At 64.7% G+C, this 20,890-nt stretch carries 16 protein-coding genes; 13 read left to right on the top strand and 3 right to left on the bottom strand.

Translation table 11 applies throughout. The features are described from left to right. Nucleotides 1-135: 135 nt before the first annotated feature. From DYI37_RS12775 to DYI37_RS12750, 6 genes are all read left to right on the top strand, one after another. Nucleotides 136-1,674 (top strand): TolC family outer membrane protein, encoded by a 1,539-nt coding sequence (locus DYI37_RS12775; protein WP_245413901.1) that lies wholly within the window; start codon nt 136-138, stop codon nt 1,672-1,674. Between the two features lie 161 nt (nt 1,675-1,835). Next, nucleotides 1,836-3,098 (top strand): PopZ family protein, encoded by a 1,263-nt coding sequence (locus DYI37_RS12770; RefSeq protein WP_116683648.1) that lies wholly within the window; start codon nt 1,836-1,838, stop codon nt 3,096-3,098. A 112-nt stretch (nt 3,099-3,210) separates the two neighbouring features. Then, entirely contained in the window at nt 3,211-6,108 is a 2,898-nt protein-coding gene (locus tag DYI37_RS12765) for a valine--tRNA ligase (protein WP_116683647.1), read from the top strand. Nucleotides 6,109-6,352: 244 nt separating this feature from the next. After that, nucleotides 6,353-7,771, top strand: a complete 1,419-nt coding sequence (locus DYI37_RS12760) for an outer membrane protein transport protein (RefSeq protein WP_116683646.1) — start codon at nt 6,353-6,355, stop codon at nt 7,769-7,771. Nucleotides 7,772-8,016: 245 nt separating this feature from the next. Further along, a complete protein-coding gene (ilvD, locus tag DYI37_RS12755; RefSeq protein ID WP_116683971.1) occupies nt 8,017-9,741 on the top strand; it encodes a dihydroxy-acid dehydratase in 1,725 nt (574 codons plus the stop codon). Continuing rightward, entirely contained in the window at nt 9,728-10,549 is an 822-nt protein-coding gene (locus DYI37_RS12750; RefSeq protein WP_116683645.1) for a tetratricopeptide repeat protein, read from the top strand. The genes ilvD and DYI37_RS12750 overlap by 14 nt, the downstream gene beginning before the upstream one ends. Nucleotides 10,550-10,791: 242 nt before the next feature. On the opposite strand, the gene gap is transcribed toward DYI37_RS12750, so the two are convergent. Beyond that, nucleotides 10,792-11,799 (bottom strand): type I glyceraldehyde-3-phosphate dehydrogenase, encoded by a 1,008-nt coding sequence (gene gap / locus DYI37_RS12745; RefSeq protein ID WP_116683644.1) that lies wholly within the window; start codon nt 11,797-11,799, stop codon nt 10,792-10,794. A gap of 259 nt (nt 11,800-12,058) precedes the next feature. On the opposite strand from gap, the gene DYI37_RS12740 reads away from it, so the two are divergent. Then, nucleotides 12,059-12,937, top strand: coding sequence for a YihY/virulence factor BrkB family protein (locus DYI37_RS12740; RefSeq protein WP_116683970.1), 879 nt, complete (start codon nt 12,059-12,061; stop codon nt 12,935-12,937). A 28-nt stretch (nt 12,938-12,965) separates the two neighbouring features. Here DYI37_RS12740 and tkt read toward each other — a convergent pair whose 3' ends face one another. Further along, nucleotides 12,966-14,987, bottom strand: a complete 2,022-nt coding sequence (gene tkt, locus DYI37_RS12735; protein ID WP_116683643.1) for a transketolase — start codon at nt 14,985-14,987, stop codon at nt 12,966-12,968. A 300-nt stretch (nt 14,988-15,287) separates the two neighbouring features. On the opposite strand from tkt, the gene DYI37_RS12730 reads away from it, so the two are divergent. The 4 genes from DYI37_RS12730 to DYI37_RS12715 all read left to right on the top strand — a co-directional run bounded on the left by DYI37_RS12730 (nt 15,288) and on the right by DYI37_RS12715 (nt 17,699). After that, nucleotides 15,288-15,575 carry a DUF4164 family protein gene (locus DYI37_RS12730; RefSeq protein WP_116683642.1) on the top strand — a complete coding sequence of 96 codons (288 nt, stop codon included), beginning with the start codon at nt 15,288-15,290 and terminating at the stop codon, nt 15,573-15,575. A gap of 48 nt (nt 15,576-15,623) precedes the next feature. Beyond that, nucleotides 15,624-15,977, top strand: a complete 354-nt coding sequence (locus DYI37_RS12725; RefSeq protein WP_116683641.1) for a cell division protein ZapA — start codon at nt 15,624-15,626, stop codon at nt 15,975-15,977. Between the two features lie 97 nt (nt 15,978-16,074). Continuing rightward, nucleotides 16,075-16,989: an alpha/beta hydrolase gene (locus DYI37_RS12720; protein WP_116683640.1), complete on the top strand. Its 915-nt coding sequence runs from the start codon at nt 16,075-16,077 to the stop codon at nt 16,987-16,989. Continuing rightward, nucleotides 16,986-17,699, top strand: a complete 714-nt coding sequence (locus DYI37_RS12715) for a GNAT family N-acetyltransferase (RefSeq protein WP_116683639.1) — start codon at nt 16,986-16,988, stop codon at nt 17,697-17,699. Before DYI37_RS12720 ends, DYI37_RS12715 begins: the two co-directional genes overlap by 4 nt. 73 nt (nt 17,700-17,772) lie before the next feature. On the opposite strand, the gene DYI37_RS12710 is transcribed toward DYI37_RS12715, so the two are convergent. After that, complete coding sequence (locus tag DYI37_RS12710; RefSeq protein ID WP_116683638.1) at nt 17,773-18,225, bottom strand: hypothetical protein; 453 nt, start codon at nt 18,223-18,225, stop codon at nt 17,773-17,775. A gap of 458 nt (nt 18,226-18,683) precedes the next feature. Between DYI37_RS12710 and DYI37_RS12705 the strand changes: the two genes are divergently transcribed. Together DYI37_RS12705 and arfB are read left to right on the top strand one after the other, a co-directional pair. Then, nucleotides 18,684-20,294, top strand: coding sequence for a phosphoenolpyruvate carboxykinase (locus DYI37_RS12705; protein ID WP_116683637.1), 1,611 nt, complete (start codon nt 18,684-18,686; stop codon nt 20,292-20,294). 130 nt (nt 20,295-20,424) lie between these two features. After that, entirely contained in the window at nt 20,425-20,856 is a 432-nt protein-coding gene (arfB, locus tag DYI37_RS12700; protein ID WP_116683636.1) for an alternative ribosome rescue aminoacyl-tRNA hydrolase ArfB, read from the top strand. Nucleotides 20,857-20,890 lie beyond the last annotated feature (34 nt).

Here is a 20,890-nt window from a genome sequence, read left to right as displayed (position 1 = left end):
CTCAGGTTCCGCCATGGGGGTTGAATAATAGCCTGCCTGTCTGATCAATAGCGCAGCCCGGCCGTCAATTCGGATGCATGGCGTCGAGCCGTCCCGTTTGTCCCGCTGGCGAAATTTCAGACTGGAGTAGCGCACGTGTTCGTAAGATCGTGGTTCAGAGCGCTGGCGACCGCCGGTGTTCTTCTGGCGGTTCCCGTCTCAGTCCATGCCGAGAGCCTTCAGGGCGCCCTCGCCAAGGCCTATGCCAACAGTCAGCAACTGAACGCTGCCCGCGCCGCCCTGCGGGCGACGGACGAGAACGTCACTCAGGCTCGTGCCAGCCTGCGGCCCTTCATCTCCGGCACCGGCAGTGCCGCGGCGACCCGTCTGAATTCCAGCAGCGACTCGACGAGCCGGGTCCGCGGAAGCAATACGATCAGCGGCGTCACGAACCCGATCATCCAGAACTCGATCCAGTCGACCGACAGCAATTCGACGTTGTTGAGCGCGACCGTCGGCATTCAGGTGACGCAGACGCTCTTCGACGGATTCCAGACGCCGAACAATATCTCGGCCGCGCAGGCGCAAGTGAGGGCGTCCCAGTACAATCTCTCGAACGAAGTCCAGACGACGCTCTTCAACGCCGCTTCCGCCTATATGAACGTTCTACGCGACCGGCAGATCGCCTCCCTTCGCCGGCAGAACCTCTCTTTCCTCAGCGAGCAGGTCCGGGCTTCCAGGGCACGGTTCGAGGTCGGCGAAGGCACGCGCACGGATGTCAGCCAGGCCGAGTCGCAGGAAGCGCTGGCGACCGCGCTTCTCAACAGCGCTCTTGCCCAGATCGCGCAGAGCGAAGCCAATTACTTCGAGATCATCGGCGATGCCCCGCGCGACCTAGAGCCGGCGCGCGTGCCCGCCGCGGTGCCCGCTAGCGTGACCGCCGCCTATGATCTGTCCCAGCGCGAGCATCCCGCGATCCGCGCGACGCTCGCCGCCGTCGATGCCGCGGCCTTCCAGGTGAAGTCGGCCGAAGGCGCGCTGTTGCCCACGGTGGAGCTCCAGGCCTCCGTCCAGAACCAGTATCAGGATGTCGACGGCAACCAGAGCAGCAACTCGATCAACACAGGGACCTCCTCGAACGGCCTTCCCGGCGTCAACACGACACGGTCGTTCCAGCAGACCCTTTCCGATCAGAGCTCGAACGAACTGAGCGCGACGATCGGCGCGCAGCTCACCGTTCCGATCTATCAGGGCGGACGGGCCTCCTCGGTGGTGCGCCAGCAGAAGGAAGTCCTCGGCCAGCGCCGGATCGAGGTCGACGGCACGCGCGATCAGGTGCGGGCGGCAGTCGCCACCTCCTGGGCGGAGCTGCAGGCGGCGCGCGCCAACATCACCGGCTACAACGCGCAGGTGAGGGCGGCCCAGCTGGCGCTCAACGGCGTGATCGAGGAGCGCAATGTCGGCCAGCGGACGACGCTCGACGTGCTCAACGCCCAGGCCGACGTCATCACCGCGCGCATCCTGCTCGCCGGGTCCCAGCGGGACGAAGTCGTGGCCGGCTATGCCGTCCTGTCGGCGGTCGGGCGCCTTTCGCCCGAATTTCTGAAGCTTGGCGGCAAGCGCTACGATCCGAACGACCACTATATCGAAGTCGAGGACAAGTGGTTCGGCCTGCGGACCCCGGACGGTCGCTGACGACCGGGTGACAGGAGCGGGCGGGAGCATCCCTTTAAAAAATTCGGGCAAATCGCCGAAAAGCGCGGTTCCCCGGATTCACTTTGGTTCTCTCCACCCGTAGGTTTCGGACACGATTCGATCGTTAACGATCGAACCGGGGTTTACGCAGGAGCCAGGTGATGGGTAACGCGCTTCCAGTCCAGGAACCGACGATGGACGAGATCCTCGCTTCGATCCGCCGTATCATCGAAGGCGGCGAGGATGCCGATCGCGCGCCGTCCCGGGCAGCCAAGCCCGATCTGCGACCCCTCGACAGACCTGCAACGGCCCCCAAAACGGTTTCCGACGACGATGTGGCGATCGTCGATGCGCTCGTCGCAAAGGTTGCGGCTACTGCGGCGGTTACTGAAAACTCGGCGCAGCCCCGTGCGGTGTCCCAGCCGGTCGCCATGGCGACGACGGGAGATGCACGAAGCGAAGCCGAAACGGTTTCCGTCAGGGACGAGGTGTCCCACACCGTTCCCCTGAAGGCGGTCAACGACGACAGCACGGCGGCGGCTGCGTCCTCGCTGACCTCACCGGTCGAGCGGGAGGTCGCCACGCAAATGGCGGAACTCGCGACGCTTTCGGTCGCACGCATGCGGGCCGCGAGCCTGGAGGATGCCGTTCGCGACCAGCGCCGCCGGAAGGCGGCCGGTCCTGCATCCCAGAGTGAGCCGGAGCAGGAACCGGCGCCGGCCGACAACATGGCGTTCTTCGACGAGTTCGATGAAGCGGCTTTCGCGAACGAATTGCTGATGAATGCCGGACTGCTGTCCGAGCCCTACGACCATCCCCAGACCGTCACGCTGTCCGAGGCCGCGAACCTGCGCCTTGCCTATCCCGAAAGCCCGAGCGCCGATGACGATGGTGGCGCCGAGCCCGATGCCGACCTATCCGACGCCGTCGACGCGGCGATCGCGGCCGTCGGCGACGACCTGTCCGACACCGTCGCTCCGGCCGGCGAGCCGGTGGCGCAGGACGTGGCCGCACGCGGCGCGGTGTCCGATATGTCGTCCTCCGAAGGGAGGGATTCCGTAACGGTGGATGCCGTCGGCGAGAGCGTCGTCCGGACGGCCTTCGCGGCTGGCGATGCCGGCGCTCCGGACACCGGCTCCGCCCCGGCATCGCCGGTCCTCGGCGACAACGAAGCGGTCTTCGCGGCGTCGAAGGGGGCGCTGGTCTCGCTGATCTCCGACAATGCCGGATCCAAGATCTCCTCCTCCTTCCTCGAACTCGCCACGGCCCTTCGCGACGAGCAGGCGCAGCGGATGGACCAGACCGTTCGCGAGATGCTCCAGCCGATGCTGAGCGACTGGCTGGAGGACAATCTTCCGCTGATCGTCGAGCGTCTCGTGCGCGAGGAAATCGAGCGCGTCGCCCGTGGACCTCGCAGCGCCTGATCGCCGATCGCAGACCCGCGCACCGAGGCGCGCGCAACTGCGTTGACACATAAGCTTGTTCGGTCATAACCCAGCCACCAACGCTGAAAATTAGCGCGTGACTGGACATTGCATGATCGAAAAGACCTACGACGCCGCGGCCATCGAGCCGCGTATCTACGAGCGCTGGACAGAGGCCGATGCCTTCCGTGCCGGTGCAGGCAAGCGCGACGGCGCTCCGGCCTTCTCGATCGTCATTCCCCCGCCCAACGTGACCGGCTCGCTCCATATGGGGCACGCCCTCAACAATACCCTTCAGGACATTCTCGTCCGCTTCGAGCGGATGCGCGGCAAGGACGTGCTCTGGCAGCCCGGCACGGACCATGCGGGTATCGCGACCCAGATGGTGGTCGAGCGTCAGATGGCGGCGGCGGGTGAAAGCCAGACGCGCCGCGAGATGGGGCGTGAGGCCTTCGTCGAGCGGATCTGGCAGTGGAAGGCGGAGTCCGGCGGCAGGATCTCCGAGCAGTTGAAGCGTCTCGGGGCCTCGCTCGACTGGTCCCGCGAACGGTTCACGATGGACGAGGGCCTGTCGGAGGCGGTTCTCGAGGTCTTCGTTCGCCTGTTCGAGGAAGGCCTGATCTATCGCGACAAGCGGCTGGTCAACTGGGACCCTCATTTCCAGACCTCGATCTCCGACCTCGAGGTGGAGAGCCGCGAAGTCGACGGCCATATGTGGCATTTCAAATATCCGCTGGCCGGCGGCGAGACCTACGAATATGTGGAGAAGGACGCGGACGGGGCGGTGATCCTGCGCGAGACGCGCGATTACATTTCCATCGCGACCACCCGTCCCGAAACCATGCTGGGCGACGGTGCCGTCGCGGTCCATCCGTCCGACGAGCGCTACGCGCCGATCGTGGGCAAGCTTTGCGAGATCCCGGTCGGTCCCAAGGGGCAGAGGCGCCTCGTTCCGATCATCACGGACGACTATCCCGATCCGGATTTCGGCTCCGGTGCGGTTAAGATCACCGGCGCGCACGATTTCAACGATTATGGCGTCGCCAAGCGCAATTCGATCCCGCTCTATCGCCTGATGGACGAGACCGCCTCGATGCGCTCCGATGGTGCGCCCTATGCCGAGGCGGTCGAGCTGGCGCGCGCCGTCCGCGAGGCCGGTGGAACGCCGGATACCGCCTATGTCGACACCATCAATCTCGTTCCGGACGAATATCGCGGCCTCGACCGGTTCGAGGCGCGCCGCAAGATCGTTGAGGCGCTGAACGCCGAAGGCAGCGCGATCATGGTGCCCGAGACCGATCCGCGGCTCGGGGCCGTCAAGGCACCGGTCGCCCCCGAAGAGGGCGGGGAGGTGCGCGAACTCGTGCCGCTCGTCGAGGCCAAGACGATCATGCAGCCCTTCGGCGATCGCTCGGGCGTCGTGATCGAGCCGATGCTGACGGATCAGTGGTTCGTCGATGCGCAGACCCTTGCCAAGCCCGCCATCGCGTCCGTCCGCGAAGAGCGCACCAAGTTCGTGCCGAAGCAGTGGGAGAACACCTATTTCCGTTGGATGGAGGACATCCAGCCCTGGTGCATTTCGCGCCAGCTCTGGTGGGGACACCGCATTCCGGCCTGGTACGGACCTGACGGTCACGTCTTCGTGGCGCGCAGCGAGGAGGCGGCGAACGAGGCGGCCAGGGTTCATTACGGATCGCCGGCGGAGCTGACGCGCGACGAGGACGTTCTCGATACCTGGTTCTCCTCGGCTCTCTGGCCGTTCTCCACCATGGGATGGCCCCACGAGACGCCGGAGATGGAAAAATACTATCCGACTTCGGTCCTCTCCACCGCCTTCGACATCATCTTCTTCTGGGTCGCCCGCATGATGATGATGGGCCTGCACTTCACCGGCAAGGAGCCGTTCCACACCGTCTACATGCATCCGCTCGTTCGCGATAAGCTCGGGCAGAAGATGTCGAAGTCCAAGGGCAACGGCATCGACCCGCTGGAACTGATCGACGAGGTGGGAGCCGACGCCTTGCGCTTCACCCTCGCCGCGCTGGCGGTTCAGGGTCGCGACGTGAAGCTCGATCCGGCGCGCATCGCGGGGTATCGCAACTTCTGCACCAAGCTCTGGAACGCGACCCGCTTCGCCCAGATGAACGAGGCGCGCCATGGCGAGGACGTGGACCCCTCAGCCCTGACCCAGCCGATCAATCGCTGGATCGTCACCGAGCTTTCGAAGGCCGAGCGGGAGGCGACCGCCGCGCTGGAGGCGTTCCGCTTCAACGATGCGGCGGCGATCCTCTATCGCTTCGTCTGGAATCTCTTCTGCGACTGGTATGTGGAACTGAGCAAGCCGACGCTCGGCGGCGACGACGCGGCTGCGGCCGAAGAGGTTCGCCGCGTGACCGGTTTCGTGCTCGATCGCATATTCGTGCTGCTCCACCCCTTCATGCCCTTCGTGACGGAAGAGCTGTGGGAGGAGACCGCACCGGGTCGTCGCGAGGCGTTGCTCTGTCATACCGCCTGGGAAGGGGTTCCGTTCGCGGCACCCGAGTCGGCGAGCGACATCAACTGGCTCATCGAACTGGTGAGCGCGATCCGCTCCGTGCGCTCGGAAATGAACGTGCCGGCCTCGGCGAAGGTCGCGCTCGTCGCCATCTCGCCCGATGGGACGTCGGCCGACCGCCTCTCGCGGCATGGCCCGCAACTCGTCCGTCTCGCACGGCTGGAGGAGGCGCGGATATCGAGCGACGTGCCGGCCCAGTCGGCGCAGATCGTGGTCGAGGGGACGACCTTCGCCATCCCGCTCGCAGGCGTCATCGATATCGAGGCGGAAAAGGCCCGGCTCGCCAAGGCCGTTTCCAAGAACGAAGCCGAGGTGTCCCGCATCGACAAGAAGCTCGGCAACGAGAAGTTCGTGGCCAATGCGCCCGAGGAGATCGTCGCGCAGGAGCGCGAGAAGCGGGAGGCCTATGCCGCGGAGACGGCGAGCCTGAAGGCCGCTTTGTCCCGGCTTCAATAGGGCCGACCGACGATGGGAGCGAACCGTGATCGGTTCGCTCCCATCGAAACCGTCGCCAGGCTTGCGCGTCGGGGCCGGGCTCCGCGAAATGTGGCGGGCGGGCCACGGAATCCGTCACAACAATGTCACAGCATTGCCACGACCCGTCCCGGCGCTATTCCTCGCCCGAATTTTACGAGTTACCTTCACGTCAATAACGCGGAACAGCGTTGTTTGAAGCATCAGCTTTGATCTGGGGGGGACCATGACTCGAACCACGAAGACCATCATCGGTGGCGCGCTTGCCACGACGCTGCTGGCGAGCTCTGCTCTGGCTGCCGGCTTCCAGCGCGGCTCGCCGGAGACGGACGTTCTGTTCGCGCCGGGCACGGTCTCCATCCATACCGGTTACACCTACGTCAACCCGGAGCGCGGCTTCGAGACGATCAACGGCCAGAGCGGGAATTTCGGCGACTACACGCAGAAATACCTGATCCCCTCGCTCGCCATCGCCTTCGGCGGCGAGCCCTTCAGCTGCGCGGCTCACTATACCGAATCCTTCGCTGCCGAGGCCGACTACAGCGGCGCTCCCGGTGGTTCGCTGCCCTTCCAGGTTTCCTCGACCCAGAGCACCCGGGCCGCAGACCGCGTCCCGACGCTCAATCCCGGGGCGACGGCACTGTCGCGTACCCAGCGCATCGAGTTCGATTCCAACGAATTCGGCACGACCTGCCGCGTGAGCTATACGAGCGATGCGGGTCGCTTCAGCGTGCTCGGCGGCCTGTTCCTCGAGGACTTCAACTTCCAGGGAACGAGCTTCGGCTTCACCGGCCTGAACAACCAGTTCGCCGCCTCCGGTCCTGCGGGCGCAGGACTTGCGCGCAGCCTGAATGCGGCTGGCCTTCAGGCATTCCTTCCGACCCAGGTCGATAGCGATGTCTCGTCCGGTTACAGCACCGGCTACCGGATCGGCCTTGCCTACGAATATCCTGATATCGCCCTGCGCGCGCAGGTCATGTATCGCTCCGAGGTTGACCATGACGACATCGTCGGTACGGCGAATGTCGCGGTTCTCGGCAATGCGTTCGCTGCTCGCGGCGGCCAGGAAGTTGCGCTCGGCCAGTTGAGCAACGTTGTCGCCGGTGCCGGTCTGACGGCGGCGAGTGCCGTTGGCCAGCTGAACTCGGCAGGCGCGTTCAAGAGCTCCCTGTCCGACGTGACGAGCCCGCAATATCTCGACATCAAGCTGCAGACCGGCATTGCCGAGGACACCCTGCTTCTGGCGTCCTTCCGCTGGACGGACTGGAGCACCAACAACGCGGTCGTCAACACGATCTCGAGCCCGCTCGGCCAGACCTCGTCCTACCAGCCCTATTTCTGGGACGACGGCTACACCGCCTCGCTCGGCCTCGGCCGCGCGTTCACGGACCGGGTCTCGGGTGCGGTCAGCGTCGGCTACGACAGCGGCGTGTCTTCGGGTGCGGAGACGACCTATACCGATCTCTACACGCTCTCGGCCGGCATGTCCCTCAAGGGCTCCGAATGGGCCGAGCTCCGGTTCGGCGGCCTGATCGGCTACTGGACCGACGGTTCCCAGTCGATCGGCGAGGGCGCGTACTTCAACGGTACTGTCGGCGACGACGTCGTTTATGCCGGCAATGCGAGCCTGAAGTTCACCTGGTAAGCGGCGAGTTCCGGCCTCGACCTTCCGAGCATCGAACTGCCACGGTGGACAGTGTCTGCCGTGGCCGTTTTGCCGTGGGCGGCTCGGCCTTCAGGTGCCGTTCAGCAACACTCTCTCGCCGTCGCATTATTCGCGAAAGCCCGGCTTGAAATATGCCGTGTTGCCGCCACAAAACGTCGACACTTCGAAAGAGTTCCGAACGTGGTGAACGCCGCTCGGACGATGAGATATTCAGCGAGGACATGATGGACGCACGCGTAATCGACAAATCGAAGCTGCCGAGCCGTCATGTGACCGAGGGCCCGACGCGCGCACCGCACCGGTCCTACCTCTATGCGATGGGGCTCTCCAAGGAGGAGATCCACCAGCCGCTCGTCGGCGTCGCCTCCTGCTGGAATGAGGCGGCCCCGTGCAACATCTCCCTGATGCGCCAGGCGCAGGTGGTGAAGAAGGGCGTGGCCGCGGCCAACGGCACCCCGCGCGAGTTCTGCACGATCACCGTCACGGACGGCATCGCCATGGGTCACCAGGGCATGAAGTCGTCGCTCGCCTCGCGCGACCTGATCGCCGACTCAGTCGAACTGACCATGCGCGGTCACTCCTACGACGCGCTGGTGGGGCTCGCCGGCTGCGACAAGTCCCTGCCGGGAATGATGATGGCGATGGTTCGCCTCAACGTTCCCTCCGTGTTCATCTATGGCGGCTCCATCCTGCCAGGAACCTTCAAGGGCCGGCAGGTCACGGTTCAGGACATCTTCGAGGCCGTCGGCCAGCATTCCGCCGGCCAGATGTCCGACGAGGACCTCGACGAGATCGAGCAGGTCGCCTGTCCGTCCGCCGGATCCTGCGGCGCGCAGTTCACGGCCAACACCATGGCGACCGTCGCCGAGGCGATCGGTCTGGCGCTTCCCTATTCCTGCGGTGCCCCGGCCCCCTACGAGATCCGCGACCGTTTCTGCTACGCCTCGGGCGAGATCGTCATGGAGCTTCTCCGCCGCAATATCCGCCCGCGAGACATCGTGACCCGCAAGGCCCTCGAGAATGCCGCGGCCGTGGTAGCCGCGACCGGCGGCTCCACCAATGGCGCGCTGCATCTGCCGGCGATCGCCCATGAGTGCGGCATCGAGTTCGATCTTTTCGACGTCGCCGAGATCTTCAAGAAGACGCCCTACATCGCCGATCTCAAGCCTGGCGGCAAATACGTCGCCAAGGACATGTTCGAGGCCGGCGGCATCCCGCTCCTGATGAAGACCATGCTCGAGCACGGCTATCTGCACGGCGACTGCATGACGGTCACCGGGCGCACGCTTGCCGAGAACATGGAAAAGGTCTCCTGGAACGAGCAGCAGGACGTCGTCCGTTCCGCCGACAACCCGATCACCAAGACCGGCGGTGTCGTCGGGCTGAGGGGCAATCTCGCCTCCGACGGCGCTATCGTGAAGGTCGCGGGCATGAAGAACCTGAAGTTCTCGGGTCCTGCGCGCTGCTTCGATTCGGAAGAAGAATGCTTCAAGGCCGTTTCGGCCCGCGACTACAAGGAAGGCGAGGTTCTCGTCATCCGCTACGAGGGACCGAAGGGCGGCCCCGGCATGCGCGAGATGCTGCAGACGACCGCCGCGATCTACGGCCAGGGCATGGGCGACAAGGTCGCGCTCATCACCGACGGCCGCTTCTCGGGCGCGACACGCGGCTTCTGCATCGGCCATGTGGGTCCCGAAGCCGCCGTCGGCGGGCCGATCGGACTTCTGAAGGATGGCGACATCATCACGATCGATGCCGTCGAGGGAACGCTCGAAGTCGAGCTTTCGGAAGACGAACTCGCCGAGCGTCGCAAGACCTGGGTCGCGCGTGAGACCGACTACCAGTCGGGAGCCCTCTGGAAATATGCGCAGCAGGTCGGCACGGCTCGTCTCGGAGCGGTGACCCATCCGGGCGGCGCAGCCGAGAAGCATTGCTATGCGGACATCTAGTCGGTTCGTTCTCGTCCTTCTCGCGGGCGCGCTGTTCTCGGCGGGGTGCCCCGCCACGGCGTTCGCCCTCGATCCGGACGCGATCGTCGATCCGAATGCGAGTTCCCTCGAACTCTTCAGCCACGGCTTTCAGGCCTACAAGCGCGGCGAAAAGGACGTCGCGTTCAAGAGCCTGAAATACGCGGCCCAGAAAGGCCATCGCGGTGCGCTCTGGAAGCTCGCCCGCATGTATGCCGATGGCGACGGCGTGCCGGAGGACGATTTCGAGGCCTTCCAGATTTTCGAGCAGATCGTGCGCGAGCCCGACAATTCCAGCGCCGACAATGCCTATGTGGCCAATGCCGTCACGGCACTCGCCGATTATCTGCGTCGCGGCATTCCGGGCCATGTGAACGTCGATCTGCCTCGAGCACGCCAGTTCTATTTCCATGCGGCGAGCTATTTCGGCAATCCGAAGGCGCAGTTCGAACTCGGGCGCATGATGCTCGAAGGCGAGGGCGGGCGGACCAATCCGAAGCAGGCGGCACGCTGGCTGAAGCTCGCGGCCTCGAAGGGCCATGTGGGCTCGCAGGCGCTGTTCGGCTACCTCCTGTTCGACGGAAAGACGATCTCCATCACGCCGGAGCCGGTCCGGGGGCTCGCTATGTTGACCATGGCCCTGAAGCGGGCGACGCCGGCCGACAAGGAATGGATCCGCAATCTTCAGGAACAGGCCTTCGCGGTCTCGAGCGAGGTCACGCGTCGCACCGCCCAGTCCTATGCGGAACAGCAGCTCGCCTCCGCCGGCGCGATCGCCAAGAGCAACTGACGCCCGATCGCCGACTGCGCGTTCCGTCATCGACCGCCGAATCCAGCCGCGACGCCTCGTCGCTGTGGACTTGGGTTGAGCCTCGGCCTGCGCCAGGCTTGGCCTTTCGCTGCACTGTGCAATCACCACGCGGCTCCTGTCCGGCCCTGGCCGGACGATCGTCCAGCGCACCGGAAACGAAAACGGCACCGCTCCCGAAGGAACGGTGCCGTCGCTGATCAAGCGATGTTCTCGCCGCCGTATCAGCCCGCGTTGTGAAGCGCGATGGCCGTATCCGACATGCGGTTGGAGAAGCCCCATTCGTTGTCGTACCAGGACAGGATCGACACGAAGGTGCCGCCCATGACCTTGGTCTGATCCATATGGAAGATCGACGAATGCGGGTCGTGGTTGAAGTCGATCGAGACGTTCTTGTCGTCGGTATAGCCGAGAACGCCCTTCAGCGGCCCTTCGGCGGCCGTCCGGATCAGCTGCTTGATCTCGTCGACACTCGTCTCGCGCTTGGCGACGAACTTCAGGTCGACCACCGACACGTTCGGGGTCGGGACGCGCATCGCGAAGCCGTCGAGCTTGCCGTCGAGTTCCGGCAGGACGAGACCGACCGCCTTCGCCGCGCCCGTCGATGTCGGGATCATGGACAGCGCCGCCGCACGGCCGCGATAAAGATCCTTGTGCATCGTATCGAGCGTCGGCTGGTCGCCCGTATAGGAATGGATCGTCGTCATCATGCCCTTCTCGATGCCGATGGCCTCGTTGAGGACCATGGCGACCGGCGAGAGGCAGTTCGTCGTGCAGGAGGCGTTCGAGACGACCTTGTGCTCGGCGGTGAGCTTCTGATGATTGACGCCGTAAACGACCGTAAGGTCGGCATCGGTTCCGGGCGCCGAGATCAGCACCTTCTTGGCGCCGGCATCGAGGTGTGCGGAAGCCTTGTCGCGCGCGGTGAAGAGCCCCGTGCATTCGAGCGCGACGTCGACGTCGAGCTCCCCCCAGGGAAGGTTCTTCGGATCGCGCTCCGCCGTCACGCGGATCGGTCCACGGCCGACATCGATGGTGTCGCCGTCGACCTTCACGGTGCTGGGAAAGCGGCCATGGACGGAATCGTAGCGAATGAGATGAGCGTTCGTCTCGACCGGACCGAGATCGTTGATCCCGACGACTTCGATATCGGTGCGCCCGGACTCGATGATGGAACGCAGAATGTTGCGACCGATCCGACCGAAGCCGTTGATTGCGACGCGAACTGCCATGACTGGTTGTCTCCCGGTGCTATAGATGTGATTCGAGAACTGCCGGACTTGCGACCGGGCGTGCGGACCTCACGTAAGCCGAAGCGACCTTCCGATCAACGCAAAACGCGATCCACCGTGTTCGCGGCGAATCGAAAGACGACCGCGAGTGTTGCTGTCCCCGGCAGTCCATCCCGACGGGATGGCTTCGGGATCGAATTTCAGGGCCCGTGCGGTCGACGTCGGAGGCCGGCATCCGGCGAAGGGAAGCGAGCGATCCATGCAGGCGGTTGTGCGGGTGTTCAGAACGGCGATGCTGGGATGGTGGAACGACCGCGCCCTCAGTCTTGGCGCCGCGATCTCCTTCTACGCGCTGTTCTCGATTGGACCGGTTCTCCTAGCGAGCGTGACGATCGCGGGCTTCTTCTTCGGGCAGGAGGCGGCGCGCGGCGCCGTCGTCGCCGAAGCGGATGGGCTCATCGGCACGAGCGCTGCGGCCGCGCTCGATTCGATGCTGGGCGCCGCGACGCATTTCGGGTCGAGCCCGCTTTCGATCGCCTTCGGCATGACGATGTTCTTCATCCTCGCGACGGGTGCGATCGTCGAATTGCAGGACGATCTCAACATCATCTTCAAGGCGCATCCCAAGGGCGGCGACTTCTGGGTCATCGTACGCAGCCGATTGATCAGCGCCGCCATGGTGCTGACGCTGGGCTTCCTGCTGCTCATTTCGCTGGTGCTCGACGCGGGATTGACCGCCGTTTCGAACTATCTTCTCGACCGGTTCGATTCGATGCAGCCACTCATCGTCTTCCTGAAGATGATGCTGAGCCTCTCGGTCGAGACCATGCTGTTCGCCGCGATCTTTCGACTCCTGCCGGAGAAGCGCCTGGAATGGCCGACGGTCCTGGCTGGCGCTCTCCTCACCGCCGTCCTCTTCGAGATCGGCAAGTTCCTGATCGGCGCCTATATTTCCCAGAGCGGCGTCGTCACGACCTATGGGTCGGCCGCCTCGCTCGTCACCATCCTCCTGTGGATCTTCTACAGCTGCCAGATCTTTCTGTTCGGCGCCGAGTTCACATGGGCGCTCGCCCGCGAGCGCGGTTCGGCGAACGAGGACGAACCGCACGGCGAGCCTCGGCCTCAGGCGAGACCATGACACCGAGTCCCATACGCGGAGAATCGCTCTAGACGTCTGGATCGCTCTCTTCCGTCGGTGTCATCTCCGCGAGCCGTTCCCGCACGCGGTGCACGATCGAGTCCGACGTGATGTCGAAATGGGCGAAGAGCTCTTCGGCCCGCCCGCTGGCACCGAATCCGTCCATGCCCACGAAGATGCCGTGCCGGCCTATCAGTGCGTCCCAGCCCTGGCGCACGCCCGCCTCCACCGCGACCTTCAGGGACGGATCGTCGAGGAAGGCCGCGCGATATTCCTCGCTCTGCTCGGCGAAGAGTTCGAAGCAGGGTACCGAGACGACGCGCGTCGCATGTCCGTCCCTGTCGAGCACCTTCTTGGCAGCCATTGCGAGATGGACCTCGGACCCTGTTGCAAAGAGCGTGACCTTCGCATCGCCATTGGCGGGTACGAGTTCGTAGGCGCCCCGGGCGGACTTGTTCTCGTCGTGCTCGTCGGTGCGAAGCGCAGGGACGGCCTGCCGCGTGAGCGAAAGAACGCTCGGCCGGTGCTGTGCGCCGAGCGCGATTTGCCAGCATTCGAGCGTCTCGACGAGATCGGCCGGGCGCATGACGCAGAGATTGGGCACCGCCCGCAAGGCCGCCAGATGCTCCACCGGCTGATGGGTGGGACCATCCTCGCCGAGACCGATCGAATCATGCGTCATCACATGGATGACCCGCGTTCCCATCAGGGCCGAGAGGCGAATGGATCCGCGCGCATAGTCGGAAAAGGCGAGGAAGGTCCCGCCATAGGGGATGAGGCCGCCATGAAGGGCGAGACCGTTCATGATCGCGGCCATCGCATGCTCGCGAATGCCGTAATGGAGATAGCGACCGGCGTGGTTTTCTGCGTCGAAGACCTCGATCGGCCCGGCCATCGTGTTGTTCGAACCCGTGAGGTCGGCAGAGCCGCCCATGGTCTCGGGCACGATCGCGTTGATCATTTCGAGAGCGAGTTCGGATGCCTTGCGCGTCGAAAGGTCCGGCCGTTCCGCATTCGCCTCGCGCTTGGCCCGGTCGAAGCCCTGTTTCAGGCCGCTCGGCAGATCGCCGCGCATCGAGCGCTCGAAATCGCCGCGCTTCTCGGCATCGATGCCGGCGAAACGCTCCTCCCATTTGCGCCGTGCCGCGCCCGATCTCAGCCCCGCGATCCGCCACTGATCGACGATGCCGGCCGGAATTTCGAACGGTTCGTGCGGCCAGCCGAGGGTCTCCCGCATGGTCCGGATCTCGTCCTCGCCGAGCGGCGATCCGTGAACCTTCGCCGTTCCGGCCTTGCCGCTCGCGCCGAAGCCGATGGTGGTCTTGCAGGCGACGAGTGCCGGCCGGTCGGAGGCGATGGCCGCCTCCAGCGCCGCGGCGATCGCGTCCTGGTCGTGTCCGTCGCAGGAGAAGGTGTCCCAACCGCACGCCTCGAAGCGGGCGATCTGATCGGTGGAGTCGGCGAGCGACACCTTGCCGTCGATGGTGATCGCGTTGTCGTCCCAAAGAACGACGAGCTTCGACAGTTTCAAATGGCCCGCAAGCGAGATCGCTTCCTGGGAGATGCCCTCCATCAGGCAGCCATCGCCTACGAAGGCGAAGGTCCGGTGATCGACGATGTCCGTTCCGTATTTCGCCGACAGATGGCATTCGGCGATCGCCATTCCCACGGCATTCGCAAGGCCCTGTCCGAGCGGACCGGTCGTCGTCTCGATACCGGCGGCGTGACCCCATTCCGGATGGCCGGCGGCTTTCGAGCCGAGGCGCCGGAAGGACCGGATCTCGTCGAGGTCGATATCCGGATAGCCGAGGAGATAGAGCAGGCTGTAGAGCAGCATCGAGCCGTGACCGGCCGAAAAGACGAAGCGATCCCGGTCCGGCCAGTCCGGCTGGGTGGGATCGAACGTCATGAAGCGCGTGAAGAGGACCGTCGCGACGTCGGCCGCGCCGAGCGGAAGGCCGGGGTGGCCCGAACCGGCATTCTCGATCGCGTCGGCGCTGAGAAAGCGGACAGCGTTTGCCATGTCACGAGCGGTTTCAGATGTGGTCATTCCAGAATCCGATAAGTGTTCGGGTCTTCGGCGAGGCGACCCCGGAGAACGCGTGTTTCGCTCCGAGTTCCGAAGGGCCGCGCCGGGAGCATCGGGTCTCCGTCAGGTCCCCCGAATTCATGTCTGGTCCCCCGGAGCGCCGTTCGACACCTTTATCGGGGAGACACCATAGGCCCCGGGCGCTGTCAATTCGAGCGGCGGGAGGGTTCGTCCGTGGCGCGTTCGGCCCGCCTTTTCCTTCCGCCTTTGGCGCGTTACACCGGAGGCGGTAGCAAGACCGAAGGATGGCCGGGCAGGAACATGGCGACGCAGGACGAATTCGAGGCCAGTCTCGCTCGCCTCTCCGCTGCGAAAGAAACGCTTTCGACGGCGATCGACGCGCGTCTGTCGCGTGAGGCGATTCTCGTCGATACCGAGGTCGTTCTCCAGCGGATGACTGCAGATCGCGGGCGCCTCGCCAAGGAGCTGGACCTCGCCCTTGCCCGCAGCGAGCGGCTGGAAAAGGCCAATCGGGAGGTCTCGCACCGGCTGGTCGACGCGATGGAGAGGGTTCGCAACATCGTCTCCCCGCCCAGTTCCGAGACGTGACGCACGGGGGCGGGCGCCGCCCCGAACCCAAGGAGGTGCAGTTCGTTCATGCCGCAGGTGGTCGTTGAAATCGACGGGAAGACCTATCGCATGGCCTGCGGGCCCGGCGAGGAGGATCACCTGCAGGATCTGGCCGCCGGGATCGAGGAGAAGATCGCAAGCCTCAAGGACGGTGTCGGCCAGATCGGGGATCAGCGGTTGACCATCATGGCCGCCATCATGACCGCCGACGAACTGTCCGATGTCCGCCTTCGCCTCAACGTTCTGGAGAAGGAGAACGAGCGCCTGCGATCGGAAGCCCGCCGGCTCGAGGCGACGCTCGCCGACATCCGCTCACGCTTCACCCACGCGATCAACGGGGCGGCGGACATCATCGAAGGCTTCGCCCGGCGCCTTTCGTGAACGAAAGTGCTCGGCCGGTCGCACCTTGCCTCTAATGGGCGCCCTTGGCCGCAAGCCTCCATTGCGCCGGGTGGCACGGGCGTTATCTTGACCATCCATGACAAGACCCGCCCGCTTCCGCTTTTCCCGTCGCTTCGTTCGCACATGGCCCTTCGCCCGGCTGGCGACGATCCTTTCCTCACTCTCACTCGTCCTTCTTGCCGGCTGCGCCGGCGCGCTCAACGCGGTCACCAGCGGTGCCGGCTACCGGGTGGTGGAGAATGTCCGCTACATGCCCGGCGAACGCGGGACCCTCGACCTCTACATACCGGACGGGGTCGCCGCGAATGCACCGCTCGTCGTCTATGTGCACGGGGGAAGCTGGGACTCGGGCAGCAAGGACATCTATCTTTTCGTCGGTCAGTCGCTCGCCAGCGAGGGCATGATCGTCGCCGTGCCGAACTACCGGCTCTATCCCGAGACGCGCTTTCCCGGCTTCGTGGAAGACGCGGCTAGGGCGACGGTTGCGGCCGCACGCCTTGCCGACCGAGGCGAATACGGCATTGCGGCAGGGCGTCACCCGCTGTTCCTGATGGGCCATTCCGCCGGTGCCGAGATCGCGGGCCTTCTCGCGACAGACGGGCGCTACCTGTCGCGCGCGGGCGGATCGATCCGCGACCTCTCCGGCTTCGTCGGACTTGCCGGGCCCTATGATTTCCTGCCGCTCACCGAGGAGCGCTACAAGCGGATCTTCCCGGAAGCCACGAGAGCGGCCAGCCAGCCGGTGAACTTCGTCGATGGGGACGAGCCGCCGATGCTTCTGATCGCGGGCAGTGCCGATACGACGGTCGATCCGAAGAACACCCGTTCTCTTGCCGCCAAGGCGAGATCCGCCGGCGTTCCGGTAGAAAGCCGGATCGTCGACGGTGTCGATCATATCGGGGTGATCACGGCCTTCGCGACCGCTCTCGATCTCAGCGATCGTTCGATCAGGTCCGAGGTCCTGAACTTCATTCGGAGGCACGCGCGATGACGAAGCAAACGAGGGGAGGCGGCAAGCCGCTTTCAACCTATGAACCGCGAGCGTTCCCCGGCACCGACACCCTCGAAGGCCGTTTCACGATCGTCGAGCCGATCACCGACGAGACGCGTTTCGGGGAGCTGTGGGAGGCCTTCTCCAAGGATCGGGAAGGCGCGATCTGGCGCTGGCTCTTCAACGGTCCCTTCGAGACGCGGGACGCCTTCGAGGCGTCGGCGCGCGATCTCTACCTGCGCGAAGGTCACCGCTTCTACGCCGTCATATCGAAGGCGAGCGGAAAGGCCGTGGGCGTGCTCGCGCTGTTCCGGGCCGACCTGAAAAACGGTGTCATCGAGATCGGTCACGTCTGTTTCGGTCCGGATCTGCAGCGAACGCGCGCCTCGACCGAAGCCTTCTATCTCACGATGAAGCTGGTTCTCGAGACGCTTGGCTACCGCCGGCTCGAATGGAAATGCAACGATCTCAATCTACCCTCCAAACGGGCCGCCGAGCGCCTCGGCTTCTCCTATGAGGGGCTCTTCCGCCAGCATATGATCGCCAAGGGCGAGAACCGCGATACCGCATGGTACTCGGTTCTCGATCATGAATGGCCCAGGCTCGATGCGGCCTTCGGCGTCTGGCTGGCGGAGGAGAATTTCGAGAGAGACGGCACGCAGCGCAAAGCTCTCGGGACGCTGACGCATTCCGAGACCGGTTCGCTCTGACAGTCGCGTCTGCAATGCTCTGGCTTCCGGATCCCTTGAACCCGAAGCCGAGTCCGGCTCCCGTGCCGATTTTTTAGCCGTTTGCGGAGACGATCGTCACCAAGGCTTCGCTCGGATAGATGCTTTCATACAGAACGCCGTCACCGGGCATGAAGAGCAAGACAGTCTCATCCTCTTCGTCGAGCATTTCGAGCGACCCGTCCGGCGTGTGACGCCATTTGGCGACGCGGGAAAGCGCGGGCGAGCCTTGGCATTCGGGTCCGACCGGGGCGCGCGTCAGATCCTGGCTGGTCTTGGCCGGCGCCGCGATGCGACAGGTCGCGCCGCTGCGCAGATCGATCATCCGCAACGCCTTCGCGGGCGCAGCCTGGGCACCCGGTACGGCCAGGGAGGCGGTCGTCTTCGGATCGATCACCGTGACATCGGCCCGCGTGGTCTCGGCGGACACGGGCGCGCCCTGCAGATTGGCGACGAGGACGACGGCTGCAAGGCCGGCGCAGGCGGCTGTGGCGACAAAGTTCTTCAAAGTCCGAACCTCGAATAGGAAATCCTACTGATCGGTTATTATGACCGCGGGATGCTTAAGCGAACGTTACCAAAATGCGATCGAGTTCGACCGCCGCCGCCGGAAGCGTCCGGCTCGCAATGCCTGCCCCAGCGGCATGTCGGACCGGAAGGAGCCTGCGAGGCCCGCGTTTCGATCCGGCAGAAGGACGTCTTCCTTGCCCTTCGCGGGCGGCGCGAGCGGGCGCATGACAAACTTTTGCATGATCCCATCTGAAGTGCTGTTTGAATTGAACCGATTAAAGCTTCGTTCAAACCGGTTTAAAGAAAAGTGACGAAATTAAAATCGATTAAACTTGAGGCTCTGCTTGGGAAACGGGCGTTATACTGTTGTCACATATCGGGCCATCCGCTACGTCTTGCCGCGAGGAGGGCTGGCGATTGCACAGCCCGTGAAGTCTTTCAGGGAACAGTCGCGCTATGACCGAGATCGGAACACGCAATCCGAATGCCGGGATCGAAACCACCGGGCTTGCCGGCCTGTCGTCGATCCGCTGGAACCTGACGGAGGCCGAGCTCGTGGAGATCGCCGTCCGTCGCGGCGAAGGTCAGCTGACCGCGCACGGCGCTCTCGCGGTCACCACCGGCAAGCACACCGGCCGTTCGGCGAAGGACAAGTTCGTGGTGCGCGACGCGGCCACCGAGAATGCCGTCTGGTGGGACAACAACAAGCAGATGTCGCCCGAGGCGTTCGGCACCCTCTATGACGACTTCAAGACCCATGGCCAAGGGCGCGACCTCTTCGTTCAGGACCTGATCGGCGGCGCAGATCCCGAAAACGCGATCAAGGTCCGTGTGGTCACGGAATTCGCCTGGCATGCGCTCTTCATCCGCAATCTTCTCATTCGCCCGAACCGCGAGGACCTCGCTGACTTCGTCCCCGAGATGACGATCATCGATTTTCCCTCCTTCACCGCCGATCCCGAGCGCCATGGCTGCCGGACCGAGACGGTCATCGGTTGCGATCTCGAAAATCTCGTCGTCCTCATCGGCGGCACCTCCTATGCCGGTGAGATGAAGAAGAGCGTCTTCACGGCGCTGAACTACCGTCTGCCGAAGACGGGCGTGATGCCGATGCACTGCTCGGCGAATGTCGACGACAAGGGCCAGTCCGCCGTCTTCTTCGGGCTTTCGGGAACCGGCAAGACGACCCTGTCGGCCGATCCGAACCGTACGCTGATCGGCGACGACGAGCATGGCTGGGGCGAGAACGGCATCTTCAACTTCGAAGGCGGCTGCTACGCCAAGACGATCCGGCTCTCGGCTGAGAGCGAGCCCGAGATTTTCGGCACCACGCGCAAATTCGCGACGGTTCTCGAGAATGTCGTCCTCGACGGGCACCGCGTTCCCGATTTCGATGACGGGTCGCTGACCGAGAACACCCGCGCGGCCTATCCGCTGCACTACATCGCCAATGCGTCCGAGACCGGGCGCGACGGCCATCCGACGGCCATCGTGATGCTGACGGCCGATGCCTTCGGCGTCCTGCCGCCGATCGCCCGCCTGACGCCGTCCGAGGCCATGTACCACTTCCTTTCCGGCTACACGGCGAAGGTCGCCGGTACGGAGAAGGGTGTGACCGAGCCCGAGGCGACGTTCTCCACCTGCTTCGGCGCCCCCTTCATGCCGCGCCATCCGTCGGAATACGGAAATCTGCTGCGCGATCTGATCGCCAAGCACGAGGTCGATTGCTGGCTGGTGAACACCGGCTGGACCGGCGGCGCCTATGGCGAGGGCAAGCGCATGCCGATCAAGGCGACCCGCGCCCTGCTCGGCGCCGCGCTCGACGGATCGCTGAACGACGCCCAGTTCCGCACCGACGCCTATTTCGGCTTCGAAGTGCCGGTGTCCGTGGATGGTGTCGAGGACCGGATCCTCGATCCGCGTTCCACCTGGTCCGATCCGGCAGCTTACGACGCTCAGGCCAAGCGGCTCGTCTCCATGTTCCAGGAGAACTTCCGCCGCTTCGAGGACGCCGTCGACGGTTCGGTGCTGGAAGCTGCGCCTTCGGTCAAGCTGGCGGCCGAATAACACGTCCTGCCGATCCATGGCTGGTTCGAAGCCCGCATCATCCGATGCGGGCTTCATTTCGTTTGGGGTTCGTGCGGGCCGGCTTCATCCTGTATGACGGGCACCGAGCCACTCGCGACCTGAGGCACGGATGCCCGATCCACTCGTCATCACCCACCGCATCACGATCCCGGACTACGAGTTGTCCGAGCAGTTCGTCACGGCTGGAGGGCCGGGTGGGCAGAACGTCAACAAGGTCGCGACGGCGGTCCAGCTTCGCTTCTATGCCGAACGGTCCGGCGCGATTTCGGCGGACGCCAAGCGCCGCCTGATCAAGCTTGCGGGACGGCGGGCGACGAAGGAGGGGGAGATCCTCATCGATGCCTCGCGCTTCAGACATCAGGAGCGCAATCGCGAGGACGCGCGCGCGCGCCTGCGCGAGCTCGTGCTGGAGGCCCTGAAGCCGCCACCACCGCCGCGCAAGAAGACCCGGCCCTCGCGCGGTGCCGTGGAAAGGCGATTGCAGGCCAAGAAGGGGCGCGGGGCGATCAAGGCGATGCGAGGCCGCGTCGAAGACGGCTGACGAAGGGCCGGCACTCGTCTTTCTTGGAGCGCGT

The sequence above is a fragment of the Fulvimarina endophytica genome (assembly GCF_003403015.1).
Classification (GTDB): Bacteria; Pseudomonadota; Alphaproteobacteria; order Rhizobiales; family Rhizobiaceae; genus Fulvimarina; species Fulvimarina endophytica.
Note: the sequence above shows the minus strand (reverse complement) of the source record. Positions and strands in the feature narration are given on the sequence as shown.

Excerpts from the sequence above, each read along its gene's own strand:
- DYI37_RS12770 (WP_116683648.1), top strand. The coding sequence starts at position 1,836 with ATGGGTAACGCGCTTCCAGTCCAGGAACCGACGATGGACGAGATCCTC.
- DYI37_RS12765 (WP_116683647.1), top strand. The coding sequence starts at position 3,211 with ATGATCGAAAAGACCTACGACGCCGCGGCCATCGAGCCGCGTATCTAC.
- DYI37_RS12760 (WP_116683646.1), top strand. The coding sequence starts at position 6,353 with ATGACTCGAACCACGAAGACCATCATCGGTGGCGCGCTTGCCACGACG.
- ilvD (WP_116683971.1), top strand. The coding sequence starts at position 8,017 with ATGGACGCACGCGTAATCGACAAATCGAAGCTGCCGAGCCGTCATGTG.
- DYI37_RS12750 (WP_116683645.1), top strand. The coding sequence starts at position 9,728 with ATGCGGACATCTAGTCGGTTCGTTCTCGTCCTTCTCGCGGGCGCGCTG.
- gap (WP_116683644.1), bottom strand. The coding sequence starts at position 11,799 with ATGGCAGTTCGCGTCGCAATCAACGGCTTCGGTCGGATCGGTCGCAAC.
- DYI37_RS12740 (WP_116683970.1), top strand. The coding sequence starts at position 12,059 with ATGCAGGCGGTTGTGCGGGTGTTCAGAACGGCGATGCTGGGATGGTGG.
- tkt (WP_116683643.1), bottom strand. The coding sequence starts at position 14,987 with ATGACCACATCTGAAACCGCTCGTGACATGGCAAACGCTGTCCGCTTT.
- DYI37_RS12730 (WP_116683642.1), top strand. The coding sequence starts at position 15,288 with ATGGCGACGCAGGACGAATTCGAGGCCAGTCTCGCTCGCCTCTCCGCT.
- DYI37_RS12725 (WP_116683641.1), top strand. The coding sequence starts at position 15,624 with ATGCCGCAGGTGGTCGTTGAAATCGACGGGAAGACCTATCGCATGGCC.
- DYI37_RS12720 (WP_116683640.1), top strand. The coding sequence starts at position 16,075 with ATGACAAGACCCGCCCGCTTCCGCTTTTCCCGTCGCTTCGTTCGCACA.
- DYI37_RS12715 (WP_116683639.1), top strand. The coding sequence starts at position 16,986 with ATGACGAAGCAAACGAGGGGAGGCGGCAAGCCGCTTTCAACCTATGAA.
- DYI37_RS12705 (WP_116683637.1), top strand. The coding sequence starts at position 18,684 with ATGACCGAGATCGGAACACGCAATCCGAATGCCGGGATCGAAACCACC.
- arfB (WP_116683636.1), top strand. The coding sequence starts at position 20,425 with ATGCCCGATCCACTCGTCATCACCCACCGCATCACGATCCCGGACTAC.